Source organism: Streptomyces sp. SudanB182_2057 (genome assembly GCF_964272715.1).
Taxonomy (GTDB): Bacteria; Actinomycetota; Actinomycetes; order Streptomycetales; family Streptomycetaceae; genus Streptomyces; species Streptomyces rubradiris.
Window position 1 is genome coordinate 5832357 of the sequence record NZ_OZ186798.1, and the last position, 26985, is coordinate 5859341.

The following is a 26985-nucleotide window of genomic DNA, read 5'->3' on the forward strand; positions in this document are numbered from 1 at the left end:
CTCAGCCGCCCAGACCAAGGCGTGACGATGACCATGACCAACGAGCGAGTGAGACCAGGGCAATACCCGCGCCAGAGCACCACCCTCGCGAGTGAGATCGCGATCAAGGTCGACGTCCCGTGACCGGCCGGTATGTACTCGGTCGCCGACACGTCCCCGAGCGCACCTATCCGTCGGCTGACGCGGAGTGCGGGCCGACCCCTCATCCCCAAGCGAGAAACGGCCGCCGACCCGATCCGCTGGAACCGATGGCCCAACAACCCCGGCCCACCAGCTGCCCCCGCTGTGCCCCTCTCGCCGTCCGGAAGCCCCGGGCGGCTGCCACTACCGGATCACCTACGAGATGAGGAGACTCATGCAGCAGCCCTTGACGTCACCGGATCAGGTCAAGCCCTGGGGACTCGGCCGCCTGCGGCCCTACCCGCCTGCGGCCGTCCTTTCTGCCGCCCGGCCCGTCCTCGACCCGCACACGCAGGTCCCCGCATGGGTCGGCCCCGATGGCGCACCGCTGACGGCGGAGGCCAAGCACAAGCGGTCGGAGACGTCGCAGGAGACGAGCACGAAGACCAGCCTGGACGGCACCCCGGACCAGGGCAGCGACCAGAACGGGGACTCTGACTGATGGCTGTGGGTGGGCCGCCCGTCCTTGTCGTCACGCGCCTGGACGACGCGACTGCGGACGAAGTGATCACCGAACTGAACCAGCGTCGCGTGCCCGTGGTCCGCCTGGACCCCGGCGATTTCCCCCGCGAGGTGACCCTGTCCGGCACCTTCGCCGGCATCGGGACCGGTGGCATTCTCGCCACCGCGTCCCGGAGCGTCGACCTGGGGAACGTCCGCTCGGTGTACTGGCGGCGGCCCACCCCCTACGCCGCCGACCTCGCCATGGACGAGCAGACCGGCCGATGGGCCGTCGAAGAAGCCCGCTACGGGCTTGGCGGCATTCTCGCCGCTCTCCCCGGTGCGCACTACCTGAACCACCCATGGCGCAACCGGGACGCCGAGTACAAGCCGGCACAACTGGCCACGGCTGCCGCCTGCGGCTTCTCCGTGCCACCCACGCTCATCACCAACGACCCCGACCGGGCCCGCACCTTCGTCGCCGAACATGGGCCGGTCATCTACAAGCCGCTCAGGGAAACCGAGTACACCGACGACACCGGCCGCGCGCTGACCGTGTGGATCGAGGACGTCACCCCATGCCAGATCGACAGCCAGCTACGGCACACCGCACACCTGTTTCAGCAGCGCGTCAGCAAGTCCGCCGACATCCGCCTCACTGCCGTCGGCGACCACCTCACCGCCGTCCGTATCGACGGTTCACCTGGCGTGGACTGGCGCCGCCACTACGACCGGCTTGCCTACACCCCCGTGCCCGTCCCCCCGGCCATCGTCAAAGGCGTACGCGCCTACCTCGACGCTTTCGGACTCACCTTCGGCGCCTTCGACTTCGGCTTAGACCGTGGTGGCGTCTGGCACTGGTATGAGTGCAACCCCAACGGTCAATGGGCCTGGTTCCCCGACCACATCACTGCTCCCATCAAGCACGCCATCGCCGACCGCCTACAGCATGGAGCCCCCGCATGACCGATCCCGCCGACCTGCGCCGCCAACTCGCCGCCGCCGTCACAGTGGACGATCCGGCATGGCGCACAGCTCTCGAAACAGTGCCCCGCGAACTCTTCCTGGGTAACGGCCTGTTCCAGTTCGACGGACGCCAGTGGACCCCCGTGCACCGCGACCGGACCGATCCCGGAAAGTGGCTGGGGCTCGTCTACCAGGACACCACCTGGGTCACCCAGGTCGACGGCACCACCGCCGTCGACGCCACCGGACCCGTCACCGGCCGCCCCACCTCGTCCAGCACGCTGCCCTCCCTGATCGTGCGCATGCTCGATGTCGCCGGGATCAGCGAGGGTCACAAGGTGCTGGAGATCGGCACCGGCACCGGCTATTCCACCGCCATCCTGTGCAGCCGCCTCGGCGACAAAAACGTGTACTCCATCGAGTACGACCCGGGCCTGGCCGCCGCGGCGGCCGACCACATCCACGCCGCCGGATACCACCCCACCCTGATCACCGGCGACGGCCTCGCCGGACACAAGGACGACGCCGAATACGACCACATCGTGGCCACCTGCGCCGTCCGCCACATCCCCCCAGCCTGGCTGTACCAAGTACGCGCCGGCGGAACCATCACCACGACCATCAGCGGATGGATGCTCGCCTCCGGACTCGTCCGCCTCACCGTCCAGGACGACGCCACCGCCACCGGTCGTTTCGAACCCGACCAGATCGGCTACATGCTCGCCCGTCCCCACGAACGCCCGCCCCGACCCACCTTCCAGCAGCATCCCGGTCACACCCGCGCCACCCGCGTGAACCCCGCACTCCTGGAAGACTGGACCGGGCAGTTCCTCGCTCAGCTCGCCGCTCCGTCCGCCGAACTCATGACCACCGGCACGGGCGTGATCCTCGTGGACGTCGCCACCGGGTCACAGGCGTGGACCGAACCGGCCGGAGACGGCTGGACCGTGCACCAGCACGGCCCTCTTCGCCTCTGGGATCAGGTGGAAGACGCTCTCACCATCTGGCAGGACGCGGGCTCAGCCCCACACTCGGACCTCGGCCTGACCGTGGACTTGGACGGCACCCAACGCGTGTGGCTCGGAACACCCGACGGTCCTTCCTGGAACCTGCCGGTCTGACCTACCCATCACAAGAGCGTCCGTCACCAAGCTGGGGGCGGGTGCCGTCCGGACGGTACTGGGGCTGGGGCCATTCATTACGTAGCCAACGAGGTAGCACCGAATTGTCACACCCCTGGGGGCCCAGACCGGGTGCGCTCTGATGTGGATCGCGGTGGATGACCAGCCAGTGACTTGGTTCAGTCCGTCTTGAAGGGATTCAAGGTCAGGACCTCGTGGATGTCGAGGAAGCGGCACTCGCCGGTTTCGCTGTGTACCGAGATGCAGTTGGGGCCGTAGTCGAAGTACTTCTCGTCCCGCGTCTCGATGTACTTCACGGACTGGAAACCGAAATAGAAGAAGTCTCCCTTTTTTGTAGCGAATTCTCCGTTGCCGAACAGTGCTACCTGATCGCTCCACTCGCCGAACTTCTGGCGCAGAGCCTCCGCCGCCAGCAGCTCGGCCTGCTCCATCGTGTACATCAGTTGGTCCTCATCAGTTGAATGTCGTGTCAAGCATAGGGACGGCTGCGATGTCGCCGTACCCCGTCCACCACCCGGTGGACCCCAGGTTCAACCGGTCGCCGCTGTCGGTGGCGTACCCCCCGCCAAGAGCATGGGCGGCATGAAGAATCTGACTGTGCGCATGGCCGGCTGGAGTGCCGCGCACCCTTGGCGGGGGATCGTCGGCTGGCTGGTGTTCGTCGTGTTGTGTCTCGGGGCCGGCATGGCCGTCGGCACCAACGCGGCGACCAGCGAGGACTTCCGGATCGGCGAGGCCGGGCGCGGTGAGGCGATCGCCGCCGAGGGTGGGTTGCAGCAGCGGCCCGTGGAACACGTGCTGATCACGGCCAAGCCCGGCGGCGGGCGGCTCGACGCCCGTGACGCCGACGCGGCCGCCGCCGACGTCACCTCCCTGATGCGCGGGCTCCCCGAGGTCCGCTCCGTAGCGAAACCGGTGTACGACGCCCGGCACACCGCCCTACGGGTCACCGTCACCCTCAACGGCCCCGAGCTGGAGGGCAAGAAGCACGTCGAGCCGCTGCTCGCGCGGACCGCGGCCGTGCAGCGGGCCCACCCCGGGCTGCGGATCGAGGAGACCGGCTCGCCTTCCATCAGCAAGGGCGTCGAGAAACTGCGCGGCGACGACCTCTCGCGCACCGAGGTCATCGCCCTGCCGGTCACCCTGATCACCCTGCTGCTCGTCTTCAGCTCCATCGCCATGGCCCTCGTACCGCTGCTGCTCGCCCTGTCCTCGATCGTGGCGGCCGTGGGGCTGTCGATGGCGGCCTCGCACGTCTTCCCCGACGCGGGCATCGGCACCAACGTCATCCTGCTCATCGGCCTCGCCGTCGGCGTCGACTACACCCTCTTCTACCTCAAGCGGGAACGGGAGGAACGCGCCCGCGGCGGCGGCCGGCTCAGCCCGCGGGCCACCGTGGAGATCGCCGCCGCCACCTCCGGCCGTGCCGTCGTCCTCTCCGGGCTCGCGGTCGCCGTCTCCAGCGCCACCCTCTACCTCGCCGACGACGTCATCTTCTCCTCCATCGCCACCGGCGCGATCGTCGTCACCCTCGTCGCCGTCGTCAGCTCCCTGACCGTCCTGCCCGCGCTGCTCGCCCAGATGGGCAGGCGCGCGGAGCGCCGCGCCGAGCGGCGGGCCGCCCGCGGGCTCGCGCCGAAGAAGCAGCGGACGCACCGGACCGGGCCCGGGCGGCTCACCGCCGCCGTGCTGCGGCCGGTCGCCCAGCGGCCCGCCGCCGCCCTCCTGGTCACGGTCCTCGCGCTGCTCGCTCTGGCCACCCCGGTCCTCGGCCTGAAACTCACCGACATGGGCCGCGAGACCCACTCCCGCTCCATCGCCGCCATGCGGGTCTACGACCGGCTCAACACGGCCTTCCCCGAGCTGAAGTCCATGCACCAGGTCGTCGTCCGCGCCGACGCCGGCCGCTCCGCCGAGGTCACCTCCGCCCTGCGCGCCCTCGCCGCCGACGTCGAGGACGACCCGCGCCTGAGCGGCACCTCCACCCTGACCACCTCGCCCGACCGGCGGATCAGCATGCTCCAGCTCCAAGTCCCGCACCACGTCAGCACGGAGGAGGCCCAGACCTCGCTGGAGGACATCCGCGAGCGCCACATCCCCGAGACCGTCGGCAGGGTCACGAGTGCCGAGACCGCCGTGACCGGAGACGTCGCCCGCTACGCCGACTACCCGACCCACCAGGCACAGAAGCTGCCGCTCATCATCGGCGCCCTCCTCCTGGTCACCTTCGCCATGACCGTCCGGGCGTTCCGCTCCGTCGTCCTCGGTCTGGTCGGCATCGTCCTCAACCTGCTGTCCGCCGCCGCCTCGCTCGGCATCATGGTCCTGGTCTTCCAGCACACCTGGGCCGAGCGACTGATCGGCTTCACGTCCACCGGATCGATCGGCTCGCGCGTCCCGCTGTTCCTCTTCGTGATCCTGTTCGGCCTGTCCATGGACTACCAGGTCTTCGTGATCAGCCGCATCCGGGAGGCCGCGCTGCGCGGAGTCCCCACCCGCAAGGCCGTCATCGACGGCATCGGCAGCTCGGCCGGCGTGGTCACCAGCGCCGCCGTCGTGATGGTCACCGTCTTCGCCAGCTTCGCCGCCCTGCACCTGATCGAGATGAAGCAGATCGGCTTCAGCCTCGCCGTCGCCGTCCTGCTCGACGCCTTCGTCATCCGCATGCTGGTCCTGCCCGCCCTGATGCTGCTGCTCGGCGAGGCCAACTGGTGGCCCTCCCGCGGTGTGCGCCGCGCCCGCGCCACCGCCGGACCCACGGCCCGCCCCCTGGAGCCGGTGAACTGACCACCCCCGCCGATAGGATTCCGAACACCCTTACGGATGAGGTGAGTCAGCGTGGCCCACGGGCGGCAGGAGCCGAGCGACCGGCTCACCCCGGACCGGATCCGCCTGTGGAACGCGGCGGTCTGGGTCGTGTTCGGCCTGCTGCCGACGGCCGGCGGCGTGCTCGACCGGTCGCCGGCCCGGAAGGGCTGGATGTTCGGCCTGCTCGCCCTGATCGCGCTCTGCCACGCCCTCACCCTCATCCGGCCGCACACCCGCCTCCTGGACCGCCGTACCTACCTGGGCCTCCTCGCCCTCGCCCTCGGCGGCAGCTCGTACCTCCTCGACGGCGGAGCCGCCTTCTACGTCGTGTCCCTGACGCAGTTCTGGCTCTACACCCGCACCCCCCGCGAGGCGGTCGCCCTCAGCGGCGGCGCCGCCGCCCTCACCGTGTTCGGCGGCACGCTCGGCCAGGGCTGGAGCCCCCACCTCCTCACCGGCAACACCGTGTTCACCCTCGCCGCCTACGCCGTCGCGACCGGCCTCGGCCTGTGGATCCACCGCTTCGTCGGCCAGAGCAACGAACGACAGGAGCGGCTGACCGCCGAACTCGCCCTCACCCAGGAGGAACTGGCCCTCGCCCACCAGCGCCAGGGCGCCGCCGAGGAACGCGAGCGGATGGCCCGGGAGATCCACGACACCCTCGCCCAGGGCTTCGCCTCCATCGTCGTACTCGCCGAAGCCGCCCGCGCCGCGCTCACCACCGACCCCGAACGCGGCGCCCGGCAGCTCGCCTCCATCGAGCAGACCGCCCGCGAGAACCTCACCGAGGCCCGGGTGCTCGTCGGCTCCGTCCCGGCGAGCGGCGTCGCGGCCGGCTCGGTCGCCACCACCCTGCGCCGCACCCTGGACCGCTTCGCCCAGGACACCGGCCTCACCGTCACCGCCGAGCTGCCCGACATCGACCTGGACCAGCGCACCCGCGTCGCCCTGCTGCGCTGCACCCAGGAATCCCTCGCCAACGTGCGCAAACACGCCGGAGCCTCCACCGTCGGCGTCGTCCTCGGCGAAGTCCCCGGCGGCGTCGAGCTGGAGATCACCGACGACGGCAAGGGCTTCGTCGTCGCGGAGTCCCGCGGCTTCGGACTCGACGGCATGCGCCGGCGCCTCGCCGAACTCGACGGGGAACTCACCGTCACCAGCTCCCTCGGGGACGGCACCCGCGTCCTCGTCACCCTGCCCGCACCCGCCCAGGACTGAGAGCCCCGGCCACGCCCACCCCGAAGGAACCAGATGACCGACACCGACCCCGTCACCGACCGGATCCGGGTCGTCGTGGTCGACGACCACGCCGTGATGCGCGCCGGGGTCGTGGCCCTGCTGACCGGCGAGCCCGCCATCGAGATCGTCGGCGAGGCGAGCGACGGCCGCGAGGGCGTCGGCCTGGTCCAGCGGCTCGCCCCCGACGTGGCCCTCCTCGACCTGCGCATGCCGGTGCTCGACGGGGCGGCCGCCACCGCCGAGATCGTCGCCCTGCCCGTCGCGACCCGGGTGCTGATCCTCACCACGTACGACACGGACGCCGAGATCGAACGGGCCGTGGAGGCCGGCGCCGTCGGCTACCTGCTCAAGGACACCACCCGCGAACAGCTCGCCGACGCCATCCGCTCGGCGGCGCGCGGCGAGACGGTCCTCGCGCCCAAGGTCGCCGAACGCCTCGTGGCCCGCATGCGCCGCCCCGAACCCGTCGCCCTCACCGCCCGCGAACGCGAGGTGCTGCGCGCGGTCGCCGACGGCCTGTCCAACGCCGAGATCGGCCGCCGCCTGGTGATCGGCGAGGCCACGGTGAAGACCCACCTCCTGCGCGTCTTCGCCAAGCTGGACGTCAGCGACCGCACCCGCGCCGTCGTCGTGGCCTTGGAACGGGGACTGCTGGAGCGGTGACGGGCCCACCGCGCGTCCGGCTTCCCACCGCGCGTCAAGCCCCCCGCCCCGTCAGGTGCCGGTGGTTCCTCGCCGGTCGTGCTCCCGCGGGAACCGGGCCCGACGCCACCCAGAAGGCCCGGGACGGCAGGAGGGATCAGAAGTCCTCGTCCAGGTCGCCCGTGCGCGTGCACGGCTGTCCGTGCGCGTTCGCAACTGTCCGTGCGCGTCTACGGTGTTCGCCCCGACGCCGTACGGACACCGCTCACTCCTCGAACAGCGTCTCCTGCTCGCCCCGCGCCTTGCGCCGCAGCCGGCGGTTGCGCGCGCCCACCACCGCGGCCGTCGCCGCCGCCGTCGCGCCGAGGGCGGCCGGGACCATCCAGCCGCGGTCGAGGACGTGCCCGAGGGCGTGGTCGACGGAGAGGCGGCCGGGGCCGGTGACGGCCAGGCCGGCCGCGGTCAGGCCCAGGAACGCCGCGTGCTCGTAGCCGCCCTCCTGGGCGAAGAAACCGTTGGGCACGTGCACCGCCGCCGCCCCGGCCATCCCGCCGGCCGCCGCCGCACCGGCCGCCGGAGTCGCGAGGCCGAGCGCCAGCAGCGTGCCGCCGCCGGTCTCCGCCAGGCCCGCCGCCAGCGCGCTCAGCTTGCCGGGCAGGTAGCCGACGGACTCCATGAATTGGCCCGTGCCCTCCAGTCCGTGTCCGCCGAACCAGCCGAACAGCTTCTGCGTGCCGTGCGCCGCCAGCACCCCTCCGGCGCCCAGCCGGAGCAGCAGCAGGCCCAGATCACGTCGGTCGTAACAGGTCACGGTGACTCCCAGCAGACAGGCGGACGGGCTCCCCCACCTTCCGTCCACCTTCGCACCCATGGCCCCGCCCGGCCCCTCGTGGCCGCCGTTCGGGTGGCGGGCCGGTACGACGGTGTGCGGGGGACCCCGTACATGCCCTTGCCCTCGCGTGCGCTCCAACTCCTAGCGTCCGCCCCATGACGACGACACGGACGCTGGGACGCAGCGGCATGGCGGTGAGCGCGCTCGGTTTCGGGTGCTGGGCCATCGGCGGTGAGCACCGGATGGCCGACGGGCAGCCCGTCGGCTGGGGGAAGGTGGACGACGACGAGTCCGTACGGGCCGTCCGGCGCGCGCTCGACCTCGGCGTCACCTTCTTCGACACGGCCGACTCCTACGGAACCGGGCACAGCGAGGAGATCCTGGGCAGGGCCCTCGGCAAGCGGCGGGACGACGTGGTCCTCGCCACCAAGTGGGGCAACGTCTTCGACCCGGACACCCGCACCCTGACCGGCACCGACGACACCCCCCAGTACGCCCGGCGGGCCCTCACCGCCTCCCTGCGCCGGCTCGGCACCGACCACGTCGACCTGTACCAGCTGCACATCTCCGACGCCGACCCGGACCGTGCCGCCGAACTCCGCGACACCTGCGAGGAGTTCGTGCGGGAAGGGCTGGTGCGCGCCTACGGATGGAGCACCGACGACCCCGAACGGGCCGCCGTCTTCGCCGAGGGCCCGCACTGCGCCGCCGTGCAGCACGGCCTCAACGTGCTCCAGGACGCGCCCCGGACGCTGGCGCTGTGCGAGCGGCTGGACCTGGCGAGCGTCAACCGCAGCCCGCTGGCCATGGGACTGCTGGCGGGGCGGCGCGGCGGGACACTGGAGGCGGGGGACATCCGCAGCCGGCCGCCGGCCTGGCTCCCGGGGTACGCGACCGACGGCTCCGGCGCCGATCCGCGGTGGCTGGCCCGGATCGACGCCGTCCGGGACGTCCTCACCAGCGACGGCCGCACCCTCGCCCAGGGTGCCCTCGCCTGGCTGTGGGCCCGCAGCCCGCGCACCGTGCCGATCCCCGGCTTCCGGACCGTCGCCCAGGCCGAGGAGAACGCCGGGGCGATCGAGAAGGGACCGCTCACCGTCGGCCAGGTGGCCGAGATCGACCGTCTGCTCGGCAGATGAGCGCCCCAAGACCCGGTGCGGCGGGCCGACTTGGCCGGTCGCACGAGTACGCGGCATGATCCGGGCCGTACGTCCCTCCGGGCGCGGAACGTCCGCCCGACGCGGTGTACGGTCCCCGGGTGCGTGAATGTTCCCGGCTCAGCCGGCGTGCCGTCCTCGGCCTGACGGCCGCCGCCCTGCCCTTGTCCACGGTCACCGACGCCGCCGCGGCCACCACGGTCGTCGGGGGCGAGCGACTGGCCCGTACCGGCGTCCAGGTGCGCGGCGCCTCGGGACCGCCCGCGAAGCTCACCGCCCGCGCCTGGCTGGTCGCCGACTGCGCGAGCGGGGAGGTGCTCGCCTCGCTGGACGCGCACCGGCGGCTCGCGCCCGCGTCCACGCTGAAGATGCTGTTCGCGGACACCGTGCTGAAGAAGTTCGACCGCGCCCGGCGGTACAAGGTGACCGACGCCGACCTCGCCGACGTCCCGGAGGGTTCCAGCCTCGTCGGCATCAAGCCAGGCATCACCTACACCGTCGAGCAGTTGTGGCAGGGCGTGTTCCTGCGGTCCGGCAACGACGCCGTGCACGTGCTGTCCCGCATGAACGGCGGCCTCGCCGCGACCGTCGCCGAGATGCGGGCCAAGGCGAAGGACCTGCAGGCCCTGGACACCCATGTGGTCAGCCCCGACGGCTACGACCACGAGGGACAGCTCTCCTCGGCCTACGACCTCACGCTCATCGCCCGTCACGGGTTGAAGGACGCCGACTTCCGCGGCTACTGCGGCACGAGGACGGCCGACTTCCCGGCGGGCGGCAAGAAGACGTTCCAGATCCAGAACACCGACCGTCTGCTGACCGGGGCATGGGGTCTGAAGACATATGAAGGCCTGATCGGTGTCAAGAACGGCTACACCAGCCATGCCGGCAACACGTTCACCGGCGCGGCCACCCGTGGCGGGCGCACCCTGCTGGTGACCGTGATGCATCCCGAGTCCGGCGGCAACGCCGTGTACGAGGAGACCGCCGCGCTGCTCGACTGGGGCTTCGGCCCCGGGCGTTCGGCCCGGCCCGTGGGCATGCTGGTCACCCCGCTCAGCGAGGGCGGGGCGAGCGAGGGCCCGGCGTCCGGGCGGCAGACGGTGCGCGCGGCGGCCGGTGCCCCCGGTGTGGTGACCGCGGGCGGCGGCTCCACCGGCCCGGTCGCGCTGACGGCCGGCGCCGGGGCGCTCGCCCTGCTGGGAGCGGGCGCCTGGGCCCTGCGCCGCCGCCGCACCCGGACGGTGACACCGGAGGGCGGGGGACCGGAACCGACGACCGGCGAGCGGAACTGAGCTTCGTACCCGACGGGCCGGCGAGCGGTACCGAGTGTCGTACCCGGTGGCCGGCGAGCGGCGCCGGGTCGCCGTACGTACCCGGCGCCCGCCCGCCCGCTCGCCCGTCCGCCCGTCCGCATGCTTGCGCGGCGGCCGTTCCCGTGACCGGTCCGGCCTCGCGGTGGCGCGAGGTGTACCCCCCTGTTCCGGTCCGGTGGAACGGCCGCCGCCTCCCCCCTCGGAATGGCCGCGGAACCGTCGTGCTCCAACTGTGAAGCTCCGGTGGAGAAAAGTTGAGCACAGGTCAACAACGGGCCGCAATACCGCGGACGTACCGGCTCCGCCGCCGATGCGGTCCCGGGCGCGGCTCAGCCCCGGCCGATGTACGGCATCGTCGTCGCCAATACCGTCGTGAACTGCACGTTCGCCTCCAACGGCAGCTCCGCCATGTGCCGTACCGTGCGCGCCACGTCGGCCACGTCCATCACCGGTTCCGGGGCGACCTCCCCGTTCGCCTGGAGCGCGCCCGTCCGCATCCGGGCCGTCATGTCGGTCGCCGCGTTGCCGATGTCGATCTGGCCGACCGCGATGCCGTACGGCCGCCCGTCCAGGGACAGCGACTTGGTCAGGCCGGTCAGCGCGTGCTTGGTCGCGGTGTAGGCGACCGAGTGCGGGCGGGGCGTGTGCGCCGAGACGGAACCGTTGTTGATGATCCGTCCGCCCCGCGGATCCTGCTCCTTCATCCGCCGGTAGGCCGCCTGCGCGCACAGGAACGCCCCGTTGAGGTTCGTGTCCACCACGTGCCGCCAGGCGTCGTACGACAGCTCCTCGACCGGGACCCCGCCGGGCCCGAAGGTCCCCGCGTTGTTGAACAGCAGGTCCACCCGGCCGAACCGCTCCACGGCCGCCGCGAACAGCGCGTCGACGTCCTCAGGCCGGGACACGTCGGCGGGGACGGCGAGCGAGGCCGTCCCCGGCACCAGTGCCGCCGTCTCCGCCAGCGGCTCGGCGCGCCGGCCGGCCAGCGCCACGGACCAGCCGGCGCGCAGCAGCTCCACGGCGACGGCCCGCCCGATGCCGGACCCGGCCCCGGTCACCACCGCGATCTTCGAGTTCCTGTCAGTCATGACTCCGCAGCGTAGGCGGAGAGTCCGTCATACGGAATCGACTGTCCGCCATACGGTTGCCAGGCGTGGGCAGGGTCCCGGCGCGCGACCGGCGGCGGGGTGCCCGGCGCGCGGCTAGACGGCCACCGGCGCCGCGTCCCCCGGGTAGCGCACCCCGACCCGCTCCCGCACCGCGTCCATCGTGCGCATCACCGCGAGCGTGCCCTCCAGCGGCACCAGCGGTGACTCCTTCTCGCCCGCCCGCAGCGCCCGCATGACCTCCCGCGCCTCGTGCCGCATGCTGGTGCGCGGGCCGTCGGCCGGGTCGGCGGCGAACTCCTGCGGGTCCCGGCCCTCGCGGTGCAGCACGAACCGGTCCGGGTGGAAGAACCCGGACGGCACGTCGATCCGGCCGCGCGTGCCGGTGACCGACGCGGTGTTCGCCGTACCGCCGGTGATCGAGCAGTGCAGCGCGGCCAGCGCGCCGCTGTCCCAGGACAGCACGGCCCCCGTCTGGAGGTCGACGCCCTCGGGCGAGAGCACCGCGCTCGCGGCGATCCCGTCCGGCTCGCCGAGCAGCAACTGCGCGAACGCCACCGGGTACACCCCCAGGTCCAGCAGCGCCCCGCCGCCCAGCGCCGGGTCCCGCAGCCGGTGCGTCGCGGGGAAGGGCCCGGAGATCCCGAAGTCCGCCTGCACGGTGCGCACTTCGCCGATCGCGCCGTCCGCCACCAGTTCCTTCAGCCGCCGGACCAGCGGATTGCAGTACATCCACATCGCCTCCATCAGGAAGCGGCCGTGCTCCCGGGCCAGCGCGACGAGTTCCTCCGCCTCGCGCAGGTTCAGCGTGAACGGCTTCTCGCACAGCACGTTCCGGCCCGCCCGCAGGCAGAGCCCGGCCGCCGCCCGGTGCGCCGCGTGCGGGGTGGCGACGTAGACCACGTCCACGTCCTCGTCGGCGGCCAGCGACTCCCAGTCGCCGTACGCCCGCCGTGCCCCGAACCGCTCGGCGAACGCCTCGGCCGACTCCGGCCGGCGCGAGGCCACCGCCGCGATCTCCGCGTCCGGCAGATCGACCAGGTCCGCCGCGAACGCCGCCGCGATCCCGCCGGTCGCCAGGATCCCCCACCGCACGCTCTGTTCCGCCATCTCCGCCCCGCCCTCGCTCGTGTGTGCCTCGGCAGTCTGTCCGAGCTGAGAGCATAGGTGCCGGTCGGACCGGTGACACCGATGTCGCGACACCCGATGCCGGCGACACCCGTGTCAGCGACACCGATGGCAGAGGGGCCCACAGCACGGACAGGGAGGGGCAGATGCCGGAGCACGCGGCGACACCTACGCCGGAACAGGACCAGGAACGGGGCACGGACCGGGACCAGGACCGCCACTTCGAGGCCGCGCCACCGGCGGCCGGTGCCATGGGCCGCACCGGCCCCCTCGTCACCCTCCTCCTCGGCGCCCTCACCGCGACCACCCCGCTCGCGATGGACATGTACCTGCCCGCGCTGCCGCAGGTCACCCGCTCCCTGGACGCCCCCGCCGTCACCGTGCAGCTCACCCTGACCGCCTGCATGGCCGGACTCGCGCTGGGCCAGCTGATCGTCGGCCCGCTCAGCGACCGCTGGGGGCGCCGCCGCCCGCTGCGCGCCGGGCTCGTCGTCTACCTCGCCGCCACCGCCCTGTGCGCCCTCGCGCCCACCGCCGAGACGCTGATCGCGTTCCGCCTGGTGCAGGGCCTGGCCGGCGCGGCCGGGGTGGTCATCGCCCGGGCCGTCGTACGCGACCTGTACGACGGTGTCGCCATGGCCCGCTTCTTCTCCACCCTGATGCTGATCTCCGGGGCCGCGCCCATCGTGGCGCCGCTCGTCGGCGGGCAGATCCTGCGGGTCACGGACTGGCGGGGCGTGTTCGTGGTGCTCACGGTCATCGGCGCGCTGCTCACCGTCCTGGTCTGGCTGCGGCTGCCGGAGACCCTGCCCCCGGCGGAGCGGCACCGCGGCGGCGTCGGCGAGACCCTGCGCGCCATGCGCGGCCTCCTCGCCGACCTGCCCTTCACCGGCTACATGCTCGCCGGCGGCTTCACCTTCGCCGCCCTGTTCGCCTACATATCGGCCTCCCCGTTCGTCGTCCAGGAGATCTACGGCGCCTCCCCGCAGACCTTCAGCCTGCTGTTCGGCCTGAACTCGGTCGGCCTGGTGGCCGCCGGGCAGATCAACGGCAAGCTGCTGGTCGGCCGGGTCGGCCTGGACAAGGTGTTCGCGGCCGGCCTGGCGGTGGTCGTGCTCGCCGCGACCGCCCTGCTGCTGATGGCCACCGGCGTCTTCGGCGACACCGGACTGGTTCCCGTCGCCGCCGCCCTGTTCGTCCTGATGTCCGCGATGGGCGTCACCCTGCCCAACGCCCAGTCCCTCGCCCTGCTGCGCGTCCGGCACGCCGCCGGCTCCGCCTCCGCGCTGCTCGGCACCTCCTCCTTCCTCGTCGGCGCGGTGGCCTCCCCGCTCGTCGGCGTCGCCGGAGAGCACACCGCCGTGCCCATGGCCGTGGTCCAGCTGGCCGGAGCACTGGTCGCGGCGGCCTGCTTCATGGGAATGTGCCGTCCCTGGACCACACGGGAGACCACCCGTGCGCACGCGGAGGGAGACGCGAGCTGAGCGCACCGAGACTGCGCGCCGGCACACCGGAACGAGCCGGGCTCGACCCCGTCGAGCTCGGGCACCTGGTCGCCGAGGTGCACGCCCTCACCGCCGGTGAGCGCCCCTGGGCGGCCGGCGCCGTCGTGCTGGCCGGGCGCGGGCCCGTGATCGCCGTCGCCGAGGCCGCCGGCTGGGCGGTCCGCTACGCCGCCCACGACCCCGAGACCGGCACCGGCGTCGAACTGCCGCTCTCCGCCCGGGTCCCGGCCGCCCTCGACACCCGCTTCGACCTGGCCTCCCTGACCAAGCTGTTCACGTCGGTCGCGGCCGTGCAGCAGATCGAGCGGGGCACCCTCGGCATCGACGCCCGGGTCGGCGACTACCTGCCCGACTTCCACGCCGCCGCCGAACACGGCATCACGGTACGGCAGTTGCTCACGCACACCTCCGGGCTGCGCCCGGAACTGCCGCTGTACGACTGCCCGGACGGCGCGTCCCGGCTGGCCCTGCTGCGCGCCGAGGCACCGACGGTCCGGCCGGGCGGGTACCGGTACTCCGACCTGAACATGCTGCTGCTCCAGACCGTCCTGGAGCGGATCACCGGCCGCACCCTGGACGTCCTGGTGCGGGACGGCATCACCCGGCCGCTCGGCATGACCGCCACCGGCTTCGGGCCCTGCCCCGGCGCCGCGGCCACCGAGGACCAGCGGCGGCCGTGGGCCAAGGCCGAGCGGGGGATGCTGCGGGGCGTGGTGCACGACGAGAACGCCTGGGCGCTCGGCGGGGTCGCCGGACACGCGGGCCTGTTCTCCACCGCGCCCGACCTGGCCGTCTTCTGCCGGGCCCTGCTCGCCGGCGGCTCCTACGGTCCCGCGCGCATCCTCGGCCCCGACTACGTGGAGCTGCTGTTCACCCCGCCCGGCCTGGGGTTCCTGCTGGACCAGCCGTGGTTCATGGGCGAACTGGCGGGCCGCGGCGCGGCGGGCCACACCGGCTTCACCGGCACGTCCCTGGTCCTGGACCCGGCCACCGACACCTTCCTGATCCTCCTGGCCAACACGGTCCACCCCCGCCGCCGCCCACCCGACAACACCCCGAGAGCGACCTTGGCGACGAGACTGGCGAGAGCGGTGATCTGACCGACCTCCTTCGCACGTCCGTCCTACGGACCGCCGACCGGCAGTGGGCGCCTTCCGGGCCGACCGAGCCGTGACTGCCCGGCGGTGCCTTCCCGGCTGGCCGAGACGGGTGGGTGGGAAACAGGGTGGTGCCGGGCGCCATAGAATCGCCGGGTGAACGACCCCCTCCGCACGGCCCTGGCCGAACTGCTGGACGGCCTGCCCCCCAAGGAGGTCGCCGCCGCCGTCGACCGGCTGATCGCCAACTACCGCGGCGACACCCCCACCCACGCGCCGATCCTCCGCGACCGGGCGGACGTCGCCGCGTACGCCGCCTACCGCATGCCCGCCACCTTCGAGGCGGTCCGCTCCGCCCTCGCCGCCCTCGCCGACGCCCTCCCCGGCTGGACCCCCGCCGGCCACACCGACGTCGGCGGCGGCACGGGCGCCGCCACCTGGGCCGTCCAGACGACCTGGCCCGGCGAGCGCGGCGTCACCGTGCTGGACTGGGCCGAACCCGCCCTCGCCGTCGGCCGCCGCCTCGCCGCCACCCACCCGGCGCTGCAGGACGCCCGCTGGCAGCGCGCCCGGATCGGCGCGGACCTCACCCTGGACGACACCGACCTGGTCACGGTGTCGTACGTGCTCAACGAGCTGACCGAGCCCGACCGCGCCGCCCTCGTCGACGCCGCCGCCCGCGCCGCCCGTACCGTCGTGATCGTCGAGGCCGGCACCCCGGCCGGCTACGCCCGCGTCATCGAGGCCCGCGACCGGCTGATCCGGGCCGGTTTCCGGATCGCCGCGCCCTGCCCGCACAGCGCCGCCTGCCCCATCGCGCCCGGCACCGACTGGTGCCACTTCTCCGCCCGGGTCGGCCGCTCCTCCCTGCACCGCCAGGTCAAGGGCGGCTCCCTGGCGTACGAGGACGAGAAGTTCTCCTACGTCGCCGCGACCCGGCTGCCCGCCGAACCGGCCCCCGCCCGGGTGGTCCGGCGCCCGCAGATCCGCAAGGGACAGGTGCTGCTCGACCTGTGCGAGGCGGACGAGCGGCTGCGCCGCAGCACGGTCACCAAGCGCCACGGCGACCTGTACAAGGCCGCCCGGGACGCCGACTGGGGCGACGCCTGGCCGCCGTACGACTCCGTGTCGTAGCCGCCGCCCCGGCTTGTTACTTTCGGTCCCATGGTCAGCAAGCCCGCCCCCGACGCCACCCGCCGCAGCGAGAAGTCCCGCCGGGCGATCTACGCGGCCGCCCTCACCCTGGTCGCGGAGGTCGGCTACCCGAAGACCACGGTGGAGGGCATCGCCGCCCGCGCCGGGGTCGGCAAGCAGACCATCTACCGCTGGTGGTCCTCCAAGGCGGACGTCCTGCTGGAGGCGTTCCTGGACCTCGCCGAACAGACGGCCCGCGAGGCCGGACACGACACGGCCGGGGACGAGACCGCCGGGGACGAGACCGCCGGCATCCCGGACACCGGGGACCTGGCCGCCGACCTCAAGGCGGTGCTGCGCGCCACGGTGGACGAGCTGCTCGACCCCCGCTTCGACGCCCCGGCGCGCGCGCTGACCGCGGAGGGCGTCGTCAACGAGCAACTCGGCCGTGTCTTCGTGTCCCGGCTCCTGGAACCGCAGCTCCAGCTGTACGTCGCCCGGCTGTGCTCGGCGCAGGACGCCGGCCAGGTACGGCGCGAGGTGGACCCCCGGATCGCCCTGGAACTGTTCGTCTCGCCGCTCGCCCAGCGCTGGCTCCAGCACACCGGCCCGATCACCTACGACTACACGGACACCCTGGTCGACTACGCCCTGTTCGGCCTGGCGCCGCGTTGACCGCCCGTACCCCTGCCGGTGACAGTCGGCCACTCGCCTGCGGCGACCCCCCGGTCCACGCGAAGATGGGACGATAAGGCATGCTGTCCGCTACACCAGCGAGGCGAGGGGATAGATGAGCGGGACGTTCGGCGACCGGTCCGGCCGGCAGGGTAAACTCTCCCAGTGGCTGCGCGGACGCCGCCCGAAGGAGGGCGCCGCCGACGACGGTGGCCGCGAGACCCTGCTGCTCGCAGCCGCCGGCGCGGGTCTGCCGCTCGCCCCCGCCGCGCACCCCGCGCCCGGCTACCGCTGTTCCTGCGACCGCGTCGGCTGTCCCACCCCGGCCCGGCACCCGGTGTCGTTCGCCTGGCAGACGCAGTCCACCACCGACCGCGCGCAGATCGAGCGCTGGGCCCGGCACCAGCCGCAGGCCAACTTCATCACCGCCACCGGCATGGTGCACGACGTCCTCGACGTGCCCCTGGAGGCCGGCCGGGAGGCCCTTCAGCGGCTGCTCGGCGCCGGGATCGAGGTCGGTCCGGTCGCCGAGAGCGACGACGGCCGCATGCTGTTCTTCACCCTCACCCGGGGCACTCCGGAGGACGAGGACGAGTGGTGGCCCTGCGAGCTGGACTGCCATCCGGAGACGATGGACGAGCATCCCGGCCTGCGCTGGCACTGCCGGGGATCGTACGTCCTCGTACCGCCCGCCCGGCTGCCCGGCGACGACCAGCGGGTGCGCTGGGTACGCGGCCCGGAGCACGCGCTGCCCGATCCGCTGAGCCTGCTGGAGGCGCTCACCGACGCCTGCGCCCGGCACGGCGCCGAGGCCGACCACCCGGGCGCGGCCTGGCCCCTGCGCCACTGAGACCTCCCGGCCGTCTTGACCGACCGGCCCCCTGGGGGTCTCCGCCAACTGACTCACGGCTGTCGCCGCCTGCTGTCGCCGTAGACCGCGGCCCCGGTCGTCCGTCGCCCGGGTCGCCGGGTTCAGCCGCCCTGCGCGGACGTCAGTCCCTGCACCCGCGCCAGCATCCGTACCGGGCCGTCGCCGGCCGGGTCGAGCACGGCCTCGTTGGCGATGGACTCCATCGTCAGGGACTGCTTCACCTCGCCCTTGATCAGCGCCCGCACGTCCTTGTTCGGGATCGGCACGGTGGCGCCGGTGTAGGCGGTCCGCTTCTCGTAGTGGTGCGTGGTGAAGAACACCAGCGCCCCGCCGTCCGCCGTGCGCAGCGCGAGCGGCGCGTAGGCGCCGTGGGTGAGCGGTTCGTCGATGAACTGCCGTACCAGTCCCGGCTTCTGGGCCTCTTTCTTCCGGGCCGCGCGCAGCCCGCTGGTGTCGCGGCCGTCCGCGAAGGCCGTCCCGCCGTTCTTCAGATAGGACGCGTACGCCTTGCTCAACTCGTCGGGGCGGACGGCCAGTCGGGTGGTGTCGGCGGGCACGGCCTCGGCCCAGCCGTCCGCGTCCTTCTCGAACTCCGGTACGGAGCCGGGCGCCATGAGGGTCAGATAGGCCACCCGCCACCGCTCGCCGAGGTCGCCGCGGGTGAACACGAGCACCCAGCGGACGTCGCCGCCCTTGTTGCCCCGGGCGTCGGCGACGAACCAGCGGGGCCAGCCGGCCTTCTTGACGATCGTGATCTTCACGTCCGTCAGGGTCAGCGGGGTGTGGGCCGGGTTGCCGGAGGGGTTGTTGACGTGCCCCGCCTTCAGCCGGGCGGAGTCGATGTCGGCGAGGGCGCCGGTGACATAGGGGGCGTCCACGGAGCTGTCGTAGGCCTTGTCGGCCTTGTTGTACGCGTCCGTGAACGCGGCGACGGCCTTGGCGGCCTCGGCGCGGGTGGCGGCGGGGAGCACCTCGCGCTCCCCGTGCACCACCACGCATCCGCTCGCCGTCAGCGACAAAGCGGTCAGCGCGGCCGCTATGAGTGCGTTCCGGTCACGCCTGCGAGGCCGCCGAGGGCTGCGTTCCCTGCTCATCGGGCTCCTTCACCTTCCCCTTTCCGGAGGCGAACCCTACCGGGGAGAGGAACAGCGCGAGCACCGGGACCAGATACAGCGCCCACACCGTGATCTGGACGACCGTCGGGTCCGGCTGGAAGTTGAACACGCCCTTCAGCAGCGTGCCGTACCAGCTGTCCGGCGGGACGGCACCGCTGATGTCGAACGCCAGGTCGTTCAGGCCCGGCACCCAGTCGGCCTCCTGGAGGTCGTGGACGCCGTACGCCAGCACGCCCGCCGCGACCACGACCAGCATGCCGCCGGTCCAGGTGAAGAACTTCGCCAGGTTGATCTTCAGCGCGCCCCGGTAGAACAGCCAGCCCAGGAGGACCGCCGTGGCCAGACCGAGGGCGACCCCGGCCAGCGGGCGCGGGGTGCCGTCGGAGGCGGCGTGCACCGACGCCCACACGAACAGCGCGGTCTCCAGCCCCTCCCGGCCCACGGCGAGGAACGCGGTGGCGACCAGCGCGCCGGTGCCGAGCTTGAGGGCGGCGTCCAGCTTGCCGTGCAGCTCGGACCTCAGGTGCCGGGCGGTGCGCCGCATCCAGAACACCATCCAGGTCACCAGGCCGACGGCGATGATCGACAGGGAACCGCCGAGCGCCTCCTGCGCCTGGAAGGTCAGCTCCTGCGAGCCGAACTCCAGGGCGCAGCCGAAGCCCATGGCGATGGCGACGGCGACACCGATGCCGGCCCAGAGGGGCTTGAGGGCGTCCCGGCGGCCGGTCTTGACCAGGTAGGCGATCAGGATGCAGACGACGAGCGACGCCTCCAGTCCCTCGCGCAGGCCGATCAGGTAGTTGGAGAACACGGGCTACGCCTCCTTCGAGAACAGCGTCCGGCCCCACCAGTCGCCGGAGTCCCGGACGCCGGGCGGGATCGCGAAGACCGCCGAACCCACGTGCTGGATGTACTCGTTGAGCGCGTCGTGCGCCGCCAGCTTGCGCTGGAGCGGGATGAAGCCCTTGCGCACGTCCCGCTGGTAGGCCAGGAAGAACAGACCGGCGTCGAGCCGGCCGAGGCCGTCGGTGCCGTCGGTGAAGGAGTAGCCCCGGCGCAGGATGGTGATCCCGCCGTTGGAGTCCGGGTGCGAGAGCCGGACGTGCGCGTCCGGCTTCATCGCCTTCAGGAACGGCTCGTCGTGCTCCTTCGCCTTGCCGACCGGGGCGCCCTCGCGCTTGTCCCGGCCGAAGACGTCCTCCTGCTCCTGGAGCGAGGTGCGGTCCCAGGTCTCGATGTTCATCCGGATCCGCCGGGCGACCAGGTACGACCCTCCGGTCATCCACGCCGGGCCGTCCCCGGCGCCGACCCACACGTGCTGGTCCAGCCGTTCGGTCTCGGTGCCCGCGATGTTGCGGGTGCCGTCCTTGAAGCCGAAGAGGTTGCGCGGGGTCTGCGCGCCCGGGGTGGTCGAGGAGGTCTTGCCGAAGCCGAGCTGGGACCAGCGCACGGCCACCTTGCCGAAGCCGATGCGGGCGAGGTTGCGGATGGCGTGCACGGCCACCTGCGGGTCGTCGGCGCACGCCTGGACGCACAGGTCGCCGCCGGTGCGGGAGCGCTCCAGGTTGTCACCGGGGAACCTGGGCAGGTCGACCAGGGCCGCGGGCCGCTGGTTCTCGATTCCGAACCTGTCGAACAGCGACGGCCCGAAGCCGATCGTCAGCGTCAGCCGGGACGGATCGAGGCCGAGCGCCTCGCCGGTGTCGTCCGGCGGGGCCTCGGGGAGCCCGCCGTAGGCGCCCTCGCCGACCGGCCGGCCGGCGGTCATCCGGCGGGCTGCCTCGGTCCAGTCCTTGAGCAGCCGGACGAACGCCTCGCGGTCGTCGGTCTTCACGTCGAACGCGGCGAAGTGCAGCCGGTCCTGCACCGGGGTGGCGATGCCGGCCTGGTGGGCGCCGTGGAAGTCCACCGCGCCGCCCGCCTCGCCGGCCGCCGGGTCCGCGTCCCCGCCCGACTGGGCCGCGGCCACGGCCCCGCCGGCCACGGCGGCCCCGAGCGCGAGCCCGGCGCCGCCCCAGCCGATCAGCGCCCGGCGCGACGGACGGCTCTCCTGGGTCTCGGTCATCGCCCTTCCCTCCGCCTACTTCACGACCGCGGCGGCGAGCTTGGACAGCGGCTCGGCGAGCGCGTTCACCGCGTCCGACAGTTCCTTGCGCTGGTCCTTGCCGACCTTGTCGTAGGAGACGAAGTCGTACGAGGTCTTGTCCGCGCGGTACTTGTCGAGCAGGGCGTCCAGCGCGGCGAACTGCTTGTCCAGCTCCTTCGTCAGCGCCGGGTCGTTCTTCGCGGCGACCGGCTTCAGCAGCTCGTAGGCCTTCCGCGCGCCCTCGACGTTGCCCTTGAAGTCGACGAGGTCGGTGTGGGCGTAACGGTCCTCCTCGCCGGTGACCTTGCCGGTGGCGACCTCGTCCAGCAGTTCCTTGGCGCCGTTGGCCATGGAGGTCGGGGTGATCTCGGCCTTGCCGACCCGCTTCTGCCAGTCCTTGAGGTCCGTCACCAGCTGCCCGGCGAGGGCCTTCTCCTCGGCGCCGATCTTCTTGTCGTGCCAGAGGGCCTTCTCCAGGCGGTGCCAGCCGGTCCACTTCTGGCCGGGCTCCAGGCCGTCCTCGCGGACGTCCACCTTCGGGTCGATGTCACCGAAGGACTCGGCGACCGGCTCGGTGCGCTCCCAGCCGAGGCGGGACAGACCGTAGGCCTTCTTCGCCGCGTCCAGGTCGCCGTCCTGGACGGCCTTCGCGAACGCCTCGGCCTTCGGCAGCGTCTCGTCGGCCTGGTCCTGGGCGTAGGTGCGGTATTGGGCGACGGCCGCGTCCAGCTTCGGGTCGCGCTGGGCGGTGGCGCCGCCGCCGGTCACGGTGAGCTTCTGCCGGACGCCGTGGCCCTTCATGCCGGGCCGGCAGGCGATCTCGTAGGAGCCGGCCTTCACCTCGGCGGTGAGGGTGTACTTGGTGCCCGGCCCGATGTTCTCCTTCTCGGAGACGATCCGGTCGTCCGGGAAGAGGATCTCGACCTCGGTGGCCCGCGAGCCCTTGTTCTCGATCCTCAGCGTGACCTGGCCGGCCGGCACGGACTTGCTGGAGGTGTCGCACGTGGAGTCGGCGGCGGTGACCTGGATGGCGTCACCGTCCTTGGCGTCGCTCTTCGAGGTGCACGCCGAAAGGGCGGTCAGAGCGGCCGCGGTCACGGCGGCGGTGACGGTCAGTCGGACGGCTCGCATGCAGGCTCCAAGGGCATTCGTATGGTGAGGCTGCCCTAACTTACCCGAGGCTTATCCGGCCCGTACCCGTGCTGTGGTGATTCGGCTCTCACAGCAAGCTCACAGACACGACTTGGTTGCGGTGTCGCAAAGCGGACATCATGCCACGGCAAAGGGAGGGTCAAAACGCCCGGTGCGGCCCCCGGCGGGCGCCGCGGTGCTTCAATGCCCGGGTGACCGACTACGACGTACTCCGCGTCTTCTGCGGGCCCGACGGCGGCTACGGCAACGAACTGGGTGTCGTCCGCGACGGCTCGCTACTGCCCGGACGCGACGACCGGCAGGCGCTGGCCGGCAAGCTCGGCTTCAGCGAGACCGTGTTCGTGGACGACCCCGAGCGCGGAGTGATCGACATCTATACGCCCACCCTGCGCCTGCCCTTCGCCGGGCACCCCTGCGTGGGCACCGCCTGGCTGCTCGACGTGCCCGAGCTCGTGACCCCCGCCGGTGTGGCCGGGGCCCGGCAGGACGGCGAGTTCAGCTGGATCGAGGCCCGCGCGGAGTGGGCGCCGCCGCGCACCCTGCGCCAGTACCCGAGCGCCGCCGAGGTGGACGCGCTCGACGTGCCGCCGGCAGGGGAGTGGATCTATGCCTGGGCCTGGGAGGACGAGGCCGCCGGGCGGATCCGCGCCCGTGCCTTCCCCGGCCGCGGTGACGGCATTGACGAGGACGAGGGCACCGGCGCGGCGGCGCTGCTGCTCACCGAGCGGCTGGGCCGGGCCCTGAACATCACCCAGGGCCGCGGCTCGCAGATCCTGACCGCGCCCCAGCCGCACGGCTGGACCGAGATCGGCGGCCGGGTCCGCCTGGAGCGCTGACGGCCACGAGCGTCCGGGTGACCGGCCGCGCGCCGTCCGGGTGGAACCGCGTGTGCGCGCGAGGGCGAACGGGGACCTCTGGGCGTGACCACTCCGCCCCCCCGAGAGGAGCACCATGCGCATCAGATCCGTCCTGGCCGCGACCGTCCTCGCCGTCGCCCTGGCCGGCGCCGGCGCGTCGACGGCGGCCGCCGCCGGCACCCATGCGGTCGAGGAGAACGACAAGCCGGTCTGCAGCCCGTACGCGGGCTCGCTGTCCTCGTTCTACAACCGCATCACCTGGGCCGGCAGCCACTGCACCGACACCCTGTTCTGACGCGGCCCGGGTCCCTCTCCCGCACCCGGGCAGGGGGACCCGGCCTCAGGGCAGGGTCAGGATGTCCGCGCCGGTGTCCGTGACCACCAGGGTGTGCTCGAACTGGGCGGTGCGCTTGCGGTCCTTCGTCACGACCGTCCAGCCGTCGTCCCACATGTCGTACTCGTGGGTACCCAACGTCAGCATCGGCTCGATCGTGAACGTCATCCCCGGCCGCATCACCGTCGTCGCGTGCGGGCTGTCGTAGTGCGGGACGATCAGCCCGGAGTGGAACGACGAGTTGATGCCGTGCCCGGTGAAGTCCCGCACGACGCCGTAGCCGAAGCGCTTGGCGTACGACTCGATGACCCGGCCGATGACATTGATCTGCCGGCCCGGCCGCACCGCCTTGATCGCCCGGTTGAGCGACTCCCGGGTGCGCTCCACCAGCAGCCGCGACTCCTCGTCCACGTCACCGACCAGATACGTGGCGTTGTTGTCGCCGTGCACCCCGCCGATGTACGCCGTCACGTCCAGGTTGACGATGTCGCCGTCCCTGAGGACGGTCGAGTCGGGGATGCCGTGGCAGATGACCTCGTTGACGGACGTGCACAGCGACTTCGGGAAACCGCGGTAGCCGAGCGTGGACGGGTAGGCCCCGTGGTCGCACATGTACTCGTGGGCGACCTTGTCCAGCTGGTCCGTGGTCACCCCCGGCGCGATGATCTTCGCGGCCTCCTCCATCGCCCGCGCGGCGATGCGGCCGGCGGTCCGCATCGCCTCGATGGTCTCGGGGGTCTGCACCTCCGGCCCGGTGTACGGCGCCGGCGCGGGCTTGCCGACGTACTCGGGGCGGCGGATGTTTCCGGGGACCGAACGGATGGGGGACAGCTCCCCTGGTACGAGCAGCGACTGGCCAGACATGCCAGCGAGTCTAACCAGCGGACATGGGGGAACATGTCGGTGGCGAGAGGAGCTGTCCATGGCCCTGTTCAAGAAGCGCACGGCCGGCAAACCGGGCGAGTGGTACTACTGCCTGGAACACGGGACGGTCGAGGAGGGCCCCGACTGCCCCGGCAAGGACCGTTTCGGGCCGTACGCCTCCCCCGAGGAGGCCGGGCACGCGATGCGGACCGCCGCCGAGCGCAACCTCCGGTGGGAGAACGACCCGCGCTGGCACGACGCGCCGTCCGGCGAGCGGGCCGACGAGGACTGAGCGGGCCGGACCAGGCGACGGCGGCGCGCCGCTCCCGCATCCGTACTGCGGCGGGCGCGTCACCAGGGGGCCGGCGGGGGTGCCGTCAGGGCTTCCGTGAGGCGGGACAGGCGGTCGCGGAAGCCCCGCCGGCCTCCCGGCGGTCCCGCGTTCTCGCCGGCCGCCGCGCTCACCAGGTGCTGCACGCTGTCCAGGTCCAGCTCCGCGCCCTCCGGCACGGCCAGCGTGTCGTGGGCCATCGCGGCCAGCTCGCCCCCGCCCGTGCCGCCCAGCGCCAGCACCGTCACCCCGGCCCGCCGGGCGTCGTGCACCCGCTCCAGCAGGGGTGCCGGTTCCTCCGGCGCCACCACCAGCAGGGTCTCCCCGCGCCGCGCCGCCGAGATCCGGCCCGGTCCGACCGCCAGGTGCGCGGGATCGGACGGTCGCGCGTGCTGCCGTACCAGGGTCGGCGCCAGCTCGGGCGTGCCCGACCAGGCCGCCTCGTCCACCAGGTGCGCGGCCAGGTGCCAGGGCTCGTACTCCGGCGTGCCCACCAGCAGCAGTCCGCCCCCGTGCGCCACCACCGACCCGCGCAGCACGCCCGCGAATCTCCGGGTGGCCCCCAGCCACTCCGTCCCGGCGAGCACTTCCCGCAGCAACGCGACCCGTACGGCGTCCATGTGGCCGAATCCTGCCGCAACGGGCCACTCGTGACCCGGAGTTCACCGGGAATTCGCCCGACTCGGGGAAAAGGCGCCCCATACGGGAACCGCGGGAGACGCGTGCGCGGCTCCCGGGAGACCCGTGCGCGGCGCGTACCGGCCCGTCACGCGCCCCCCGTCGGACCCACCAGGCTCGACCCGGATCCACCAGGCTCCACCCGGATCCACCCGCGCCCCCGCATTCCCCGTACGCCCCACCGTGACCGTCCGCGACCGAGGAGCCGCTCCGTGACCGACCCGACCGTTTCCCCGACCGACGTGACCGTCCCCTTCCGCGCGGGCCGCGAGGGGTACGCGAGCTTCCGCATACCCGCCGTCGTCGCCACCCGGGCCGGCACCCTGCTCGCCTTCTGCGAGGGCCGGGCCGGCTCCGCCGCCGACCACGGGCACATCGACATCGTGCTGAAGCGGTCCACGGACGGCGGCCGGACCTGGGGACCGCTCCAGGTCGCCGCGAGCAACGGCACCGACCTCGCCGGCAACCCCGCCCCCGTCGTCCTCGACACCGGCCGCGTCCTGCTCGTCCACGTCCGCGCCGCCGGCTGGGCCACCGAGGCCGCCATCGTGCGCGGGCAGGTCCCGGACGCCGACGGCCGGCGGGTGTGGGTGCAGCACAGCGACGACGACGGGGTGACGTGGTCCGCGCCCAGGGAGATCACCGGGCAGGTGAAGACGCCGGGCTGGCGCTGGTACGCCACCACCCCGGGCCACGCCCTCCAGCTGACCTCCGGCCGGGTCCTGGTCCCGGCCAACCACACCGCGCCGCCCACCGGCACCGACACCGGCGCCGAGGCCAAGTACAACGGCGGGCACTGCCTGCTCAGCGACGACCGCGGCGAGAACTGGTACCTCGGCTACCTGGACGACAACACCGACGGCTACGTCAACGTCAACGAGACCACCGCCGCCGAACTCCCCGACGGCCGCGTCTACCTCAACGCCCGCAACGACTCGCCCTCACCCGGCAACCGCGCCGACGCCCACTCCCCGGACGGCGGCAGGACGCTCGTCAAGCCCTTCCGCCCGCAGGCCGGCCTGACCGCACCCGTCTGCCAGGCCGCCGTCCTCCAGCTCCGCGACCCCGACCTGCTGCTGTTCTCCGCCCCCGCCGACCCCGGCAACGCCCGCGCCCTGATGACGATCCGCGTCTCCCGCGACGGCGGCACCACCTGGCGCCCGGCGTACACCGCCGACGGACTGCCCGCCGCCTACTCCGACCTGGTCCGCGTCGACCCGCGCACGGTGGGACTGCTGTACGAGACGGGCGACTTCGGCGCCTATGAGACGATCACCTTCCGCCGGGTGCCGGTACGGCGGCTGACCTGAGCCGGTGCCCCGGCCGGCC

General features: G+C 72.8%; 26 protein-coding genes and 1 pseudogene. 17 read left to right on the forward strand and 10 right to left on the reverse strand.

Annotated elements, in window-relative coordinates; genetic code table 11:
• Positions 1-355: 355 nt before the first annotated feature.
• From tgmA to tgmC, 3 genes are read left to right on the forward strand one after another with little or no spacing between them, the layout of a single operon-like run.
• Positions 356-622 carry a putative ATP-grasp-modified RiPP gene (gene tgmA / locus ACSURM_RS25805; protein WP_436958135.1) on the forward strand — a complete coding sequence of 89 codons (267 nt, stop codon included), beginning with the start codon at positions 356-358 and terminating at the stop codon, positions 620-622.
• A complete protein-coding gene (gene tgmB / locus ACSURM_RS25810) occupies positions 622-1587 on the forward strand; it encodes an ATP-grasp ribosomal peptide maturase (protein ID WP_436958136.1) in 966 nt (321 codons plus the stop codon). The genes tgmA and tgmB overlap by 1 nt, the downstream gene beginning before the upstream one ends.
• Entirely contained in the window at positions 1584-2708 is a 1125-nt protein-coding gene (gene tgmC, locus ACSURM_RS25815; RefSeq protein ID WP_436958137.1) for an ATP-grasp peptide maturase system methyltransferase, read from the forward strand. Before tgmB ends, tgmC begins: the two co-directional genes overlap by 4 nt.
• A 179-nt stretch (positions 2709-2887) precedes the next feature.
• Here tgmC and ACSURM_RS25820 read toward each other — a convergent pair whose 3' ends face one another.
• Positions 2888-3169: a hypothetical protein gene (locus ACSURM_RS25820; protein ID WP_436958138.1), complete on the reverse strand. Its 282-nt coding sequence runs from the start codon at positions 3167-3169 to the stop codon at positions 2888-2890.
• Positions 3170-3311: 142 nt separating this feature from the next.
• Between ACSURM_RS25820 and ACSURM_RS25825 the strand changes: the two genes are divergently transcribed.
• The 3 genes from ACSURM_RS25825 to ACSURM_RS25835 are packed head-to-tail and all read left to right on the forward strand — an operon-like array spanning position 3312 to position 7439.
• Positions 3312-5516, forward strand: coding sequence for an MMPL family transporter (locus tag ACSURM_RS25825; protein ID WP_436958139.1), 2205 nt, complete (start codon positions 3312-3314; stop codon positions 5514-5516).
• Positions 5517-5567: 51 nt separating this feature from the next.
• Positions 5568-6755 (forward strand): sensor histidine kinase, encoded by a 1188-nt coding sequence (locus tag ACSURM_RS25830; RefSeq protein WP_436958140.1) that lies wholly within the window; start codon positions 5568-5570, stop codon positions 6753-6755.
• A 33-nt stretch (positions 6756-6788) separates the two neighbouring features.
• The gene (locus ACSURM_RS25835) at positions 6789-7439 is read left to right on the forward strand and encodes a response regulator (RefSeq protein ID WP_436958141.1); all 651 of its coding nucleotides are present in this window, start codon (positions 6789-6791) and stop codon (positions 7437-7439) included.
• 244 nt (positions 7440-7683) lie between these two features.
• On the opposite strand, the gene ACSURM_RS25840 is transcribed toward ACSURM_RS25835, so the two are convergent.
• Entirely contained in the window at positions 7684-8229 is a 546-nt protein-coding gene (locus ACSURM_RS25840) for a DoxX family protein (RefSeq protein ID WP_436958142.1), read from the reverse strand.
• 176 nt (positions 8230-8405) lie between these two features.
• Here ACSURM_RS25840 and ACSURM_RS25845 point away from each other — a divergent pair, with 176 nt between their 5' ends.
• Positions 8406-9389: an aldo/keto reductase gene (locus ACSURM_RS25845; RefSeq protein ID WP_436958143.1), complete on the forward strand. Its 984-nt coding sequence runs from the start codon at positions 8406-8408 to the stop codon at positions 9387-9389.
• A gap of 119 nt (positions 9390-9508) precedes the next feature.
• Complete coding sequence (locus tag ACSURM_RS25850; RefSeq protein ID WP_436958144.1) at positions 9509-10702, forward strand: D-alanyl-D-alanine carboxypeptidase family protein; 1194 nt, start codon at positions 9509-9511, stop codon at positions 10700-10702.
• A 350-nt stretch (positions 10703-11052) separates the two neighbouring features.
• Here ACSURM_RS25850 and ACSURM_RS25855 read toward each other — a convergent pair whose 3' ends face one another.
• Complete coding sequence (locus ACSURM_RS25855) at positions 11053-11811, reverse strand: SDR family oxidoreductase (RefSeq protein ID WP_436958145.1); 759 nt, start codon at positions 11809-11811, stop codon at positions 11053-11055.
• A gap of 114 nt (positions 11812-11925) precedes the next feature.
• Complete coding sequence (locus ACSURM_RS25860; RefSeq protein ID WP_436958146.1) at positions 11926-12939, reverse strand: Gfo/Idh/MocA family protein; 1014 nt, start codon at positions 12937-12939, stop codon at positions 11926-11928.
• A gap of 164 nt (positions 12940-13103) precedes the next feature.
• Between ACSURM_RS25860 and ACSURM_RS25865 the strand changes: the two genes are divergently transcribed.
• The 5 genes from ACSURM_RS25865 to ACSURM_RS25885 all read left to right on the forward strand — a co-directional run bounded on the left by ACSURM_RS25865 (position 13104) and on the right by ACSURM_RS25885 (position 18218).
• Positions 13104-14441 carry a multidrug effflux MFS transporter gene (locus ACSURM_RS25865; protein ID WP_436958147.1) on the forward strand — a complete coding sequence of 446 codons (1338 nt, stop codon included), beginning with the start codon at positions 13104-13106 and terminating at the stop codon, positions 14439-14441.
• Positions 14381-15562, forward strand: coding sequence for a serine hydrolase domain-containing protein (locus ACSURM_RS25870; RefSeq protein ID WP_436958148.1), 1182 nt, complete (start codon positions 14381-14383; stop codon positions 15560-15562). Before ACSURM_RS25865 ends, ACSURM_RS25870 begins: the two co-directional genes overlap by 61 nt.
• 153 nt (positions 15563-15715) lie before the next feature.
• The gene (locus ACSURM_RS25875; protein ID WP_436958149.1) at positions 15716-16693 is read left to right on the forward strand and encodes a small ribosomal subunit Rsm22 family protein; all 978 of its coding nucleotides are present in this window, start codon (positions 15716-15718) and stop codon (positions 16691-16693) included.
• 30 nt (positions 16694-16723) lie between these two features.
• Complete coding sequence (locus ACSURM_RS25880) at positions 16724-17368, forward strand: TetR/AcrR family transcriptional regulator (protein WP_436958150.1); 645 nt, start codon at positions 16724-16726, stop codon at positions 17366-17368.
• 115 nt (positions 17369-17483) lie between these two features.
• A complete protein-coding gene (locus ACSURM_RS25885; RefSeq protein ID WP_436958151.1) occupies positions 17484-18218 on the forward strand; it encodes a bifunctional DNA primase/polymerase in 735 nt (244 codons plus the stop codon).
• 122 nt (positions 18219-18340) lie between these two features.
• On the opposite strand, the gene ACSURM_RS25890 is transcribed toward ACSURM_RS25885, so the two are convergent.
• Genes ACSURM_RS25890 through efeO form a run of 4 tightly spaced genes read right to left on the reverse strand, consistent with a single transcriptional unit; the run spans position 18341 to position 22571 of the window.
• Positions 18341-19333: a hypothetical protein gene (locus ACSURM_RS25890; RefSeq protein ID WP_436958152.1), complete on the reverse strand. Its 993-nt coding sequence runs from the start codon at positions 19331-19333 to the stop codon at positions 18341-18343.
• The gene (efeU, locus tag ACSURM_RS25895; RefSeq protein WP_436958153.1) at positions 19293-20165 is read right to left on the reverse strand and encodes an iron uptake transporter permease EfeU; all 873 of its coding nucleotides are present in this window, start codon (positions 20163-20165) and stop codon (positions 19293-19295) included. Before efeU ends, ACSURM_RS25890 begins: the two co-directional genes overlap by 41 nt.
• Before the next feature lie 3 nt (positions 20166-20168).
• On the reverse strand, positions 20169-21419 hold the full coding sequence (efeB, locus tag ACSURM_RS25900) for an iron uptake transporter deferrochelatase/peroxidase subunit (protein ID WP_436958154.1): 1251 nt from the start codon (positions 21417-21419) through the stop codon (positions 20169-20171).
• Between the two features lie 15 nt (positions 21420-21434).
• Entirely contained in the window at positions 21435-22571 is a 1137-nt protein-coding gene (gene efeO / locus ACSURM_RS25905) for an iron uptake system protein EfeO (protein ID WP_436958155.1), read from the reverse strand.
• A 212-nt stretch (positions 22572-22783) separates the two neighbouring features.
• Here efeO and ACSURM_RS25910 point away from each other — a divergent pair, with 212 nt between their 5' ends.
• Positions 22784-23428, forward strand: a complete 645-nt coding sequence (locus ACSURM_RS25910) for a PhzF family phenazine biosynthesis protein (RefSeq protein ID WP_436958156.1) — start codon at positions 22784-22786, stop codon at positions 23426-23428.
• Between the two features lie 106 nt (positions 23429-23534).
• Positions 23535-23744: pseudogene (locus ACSURM_RS25915) on the forward strand (hypothetical protein); the annotation flags it as partial.
• A gap of 45 nt (positions 23745-23789) precedes the next feature.
• On the opposite strand, the gene map reads toward ACSURM_RS25915, so the two are convergent.
• Complete coding sequence (gene map, locus ACSURM_RS25920) at positions 23790-24647, reverse strand: type I methionyl aminopeptidase (RefSeq protein WP_436958157.1); 858 nt, start codon at positions 24645-24647, stop codon at positions 23790-23792.
• Positions 24648-24705: 58 nt separating this feature from the next.
• On the opposite strand from map, the gene ACSURM_RS25925 reads away from it, so the two are divergent.
• Entirely contained in the window at positions 24706-24939 is a 234-nt protein-coding gene (locus ACSURM_RS25925) for a hypothetical protein (RefSeq protein WP_436958158.1), read from the forward strand.
• 59 nt (positions 24940-24998) lie between these two features.
• On the opposite strand, the gene ACSURM_RS25930 is transcribed toward ACSURM_RS25925, so the two are convergent.
• Entirely contained in the window at positions 24999-25598 is a 600-nt protein-coding gene (locus ACSURM_RS25930; RefSeq protein WP_436958159.1) for a hypothetical protein, read from the reverse strand.
• A gap of 270 nt (positions 25599-25868) precedes the next feature.
• Between ACSURM_RS25930 and ACSURM_RS25935 the strand changes: the two genes are divergently transcribed.
• Positions 25869-26966: a sialidase family protein gene (locus ACSURM_RS25935; RefSeq protein WP_436958160.1), complete on the forward strand. Its 1098-nt coding sequence runs from the start codon at positions 25869-25871 to the stop codon at positions 26964-26966.
• Positions 26967-26985: the final 19 nt, after the last annotated feature.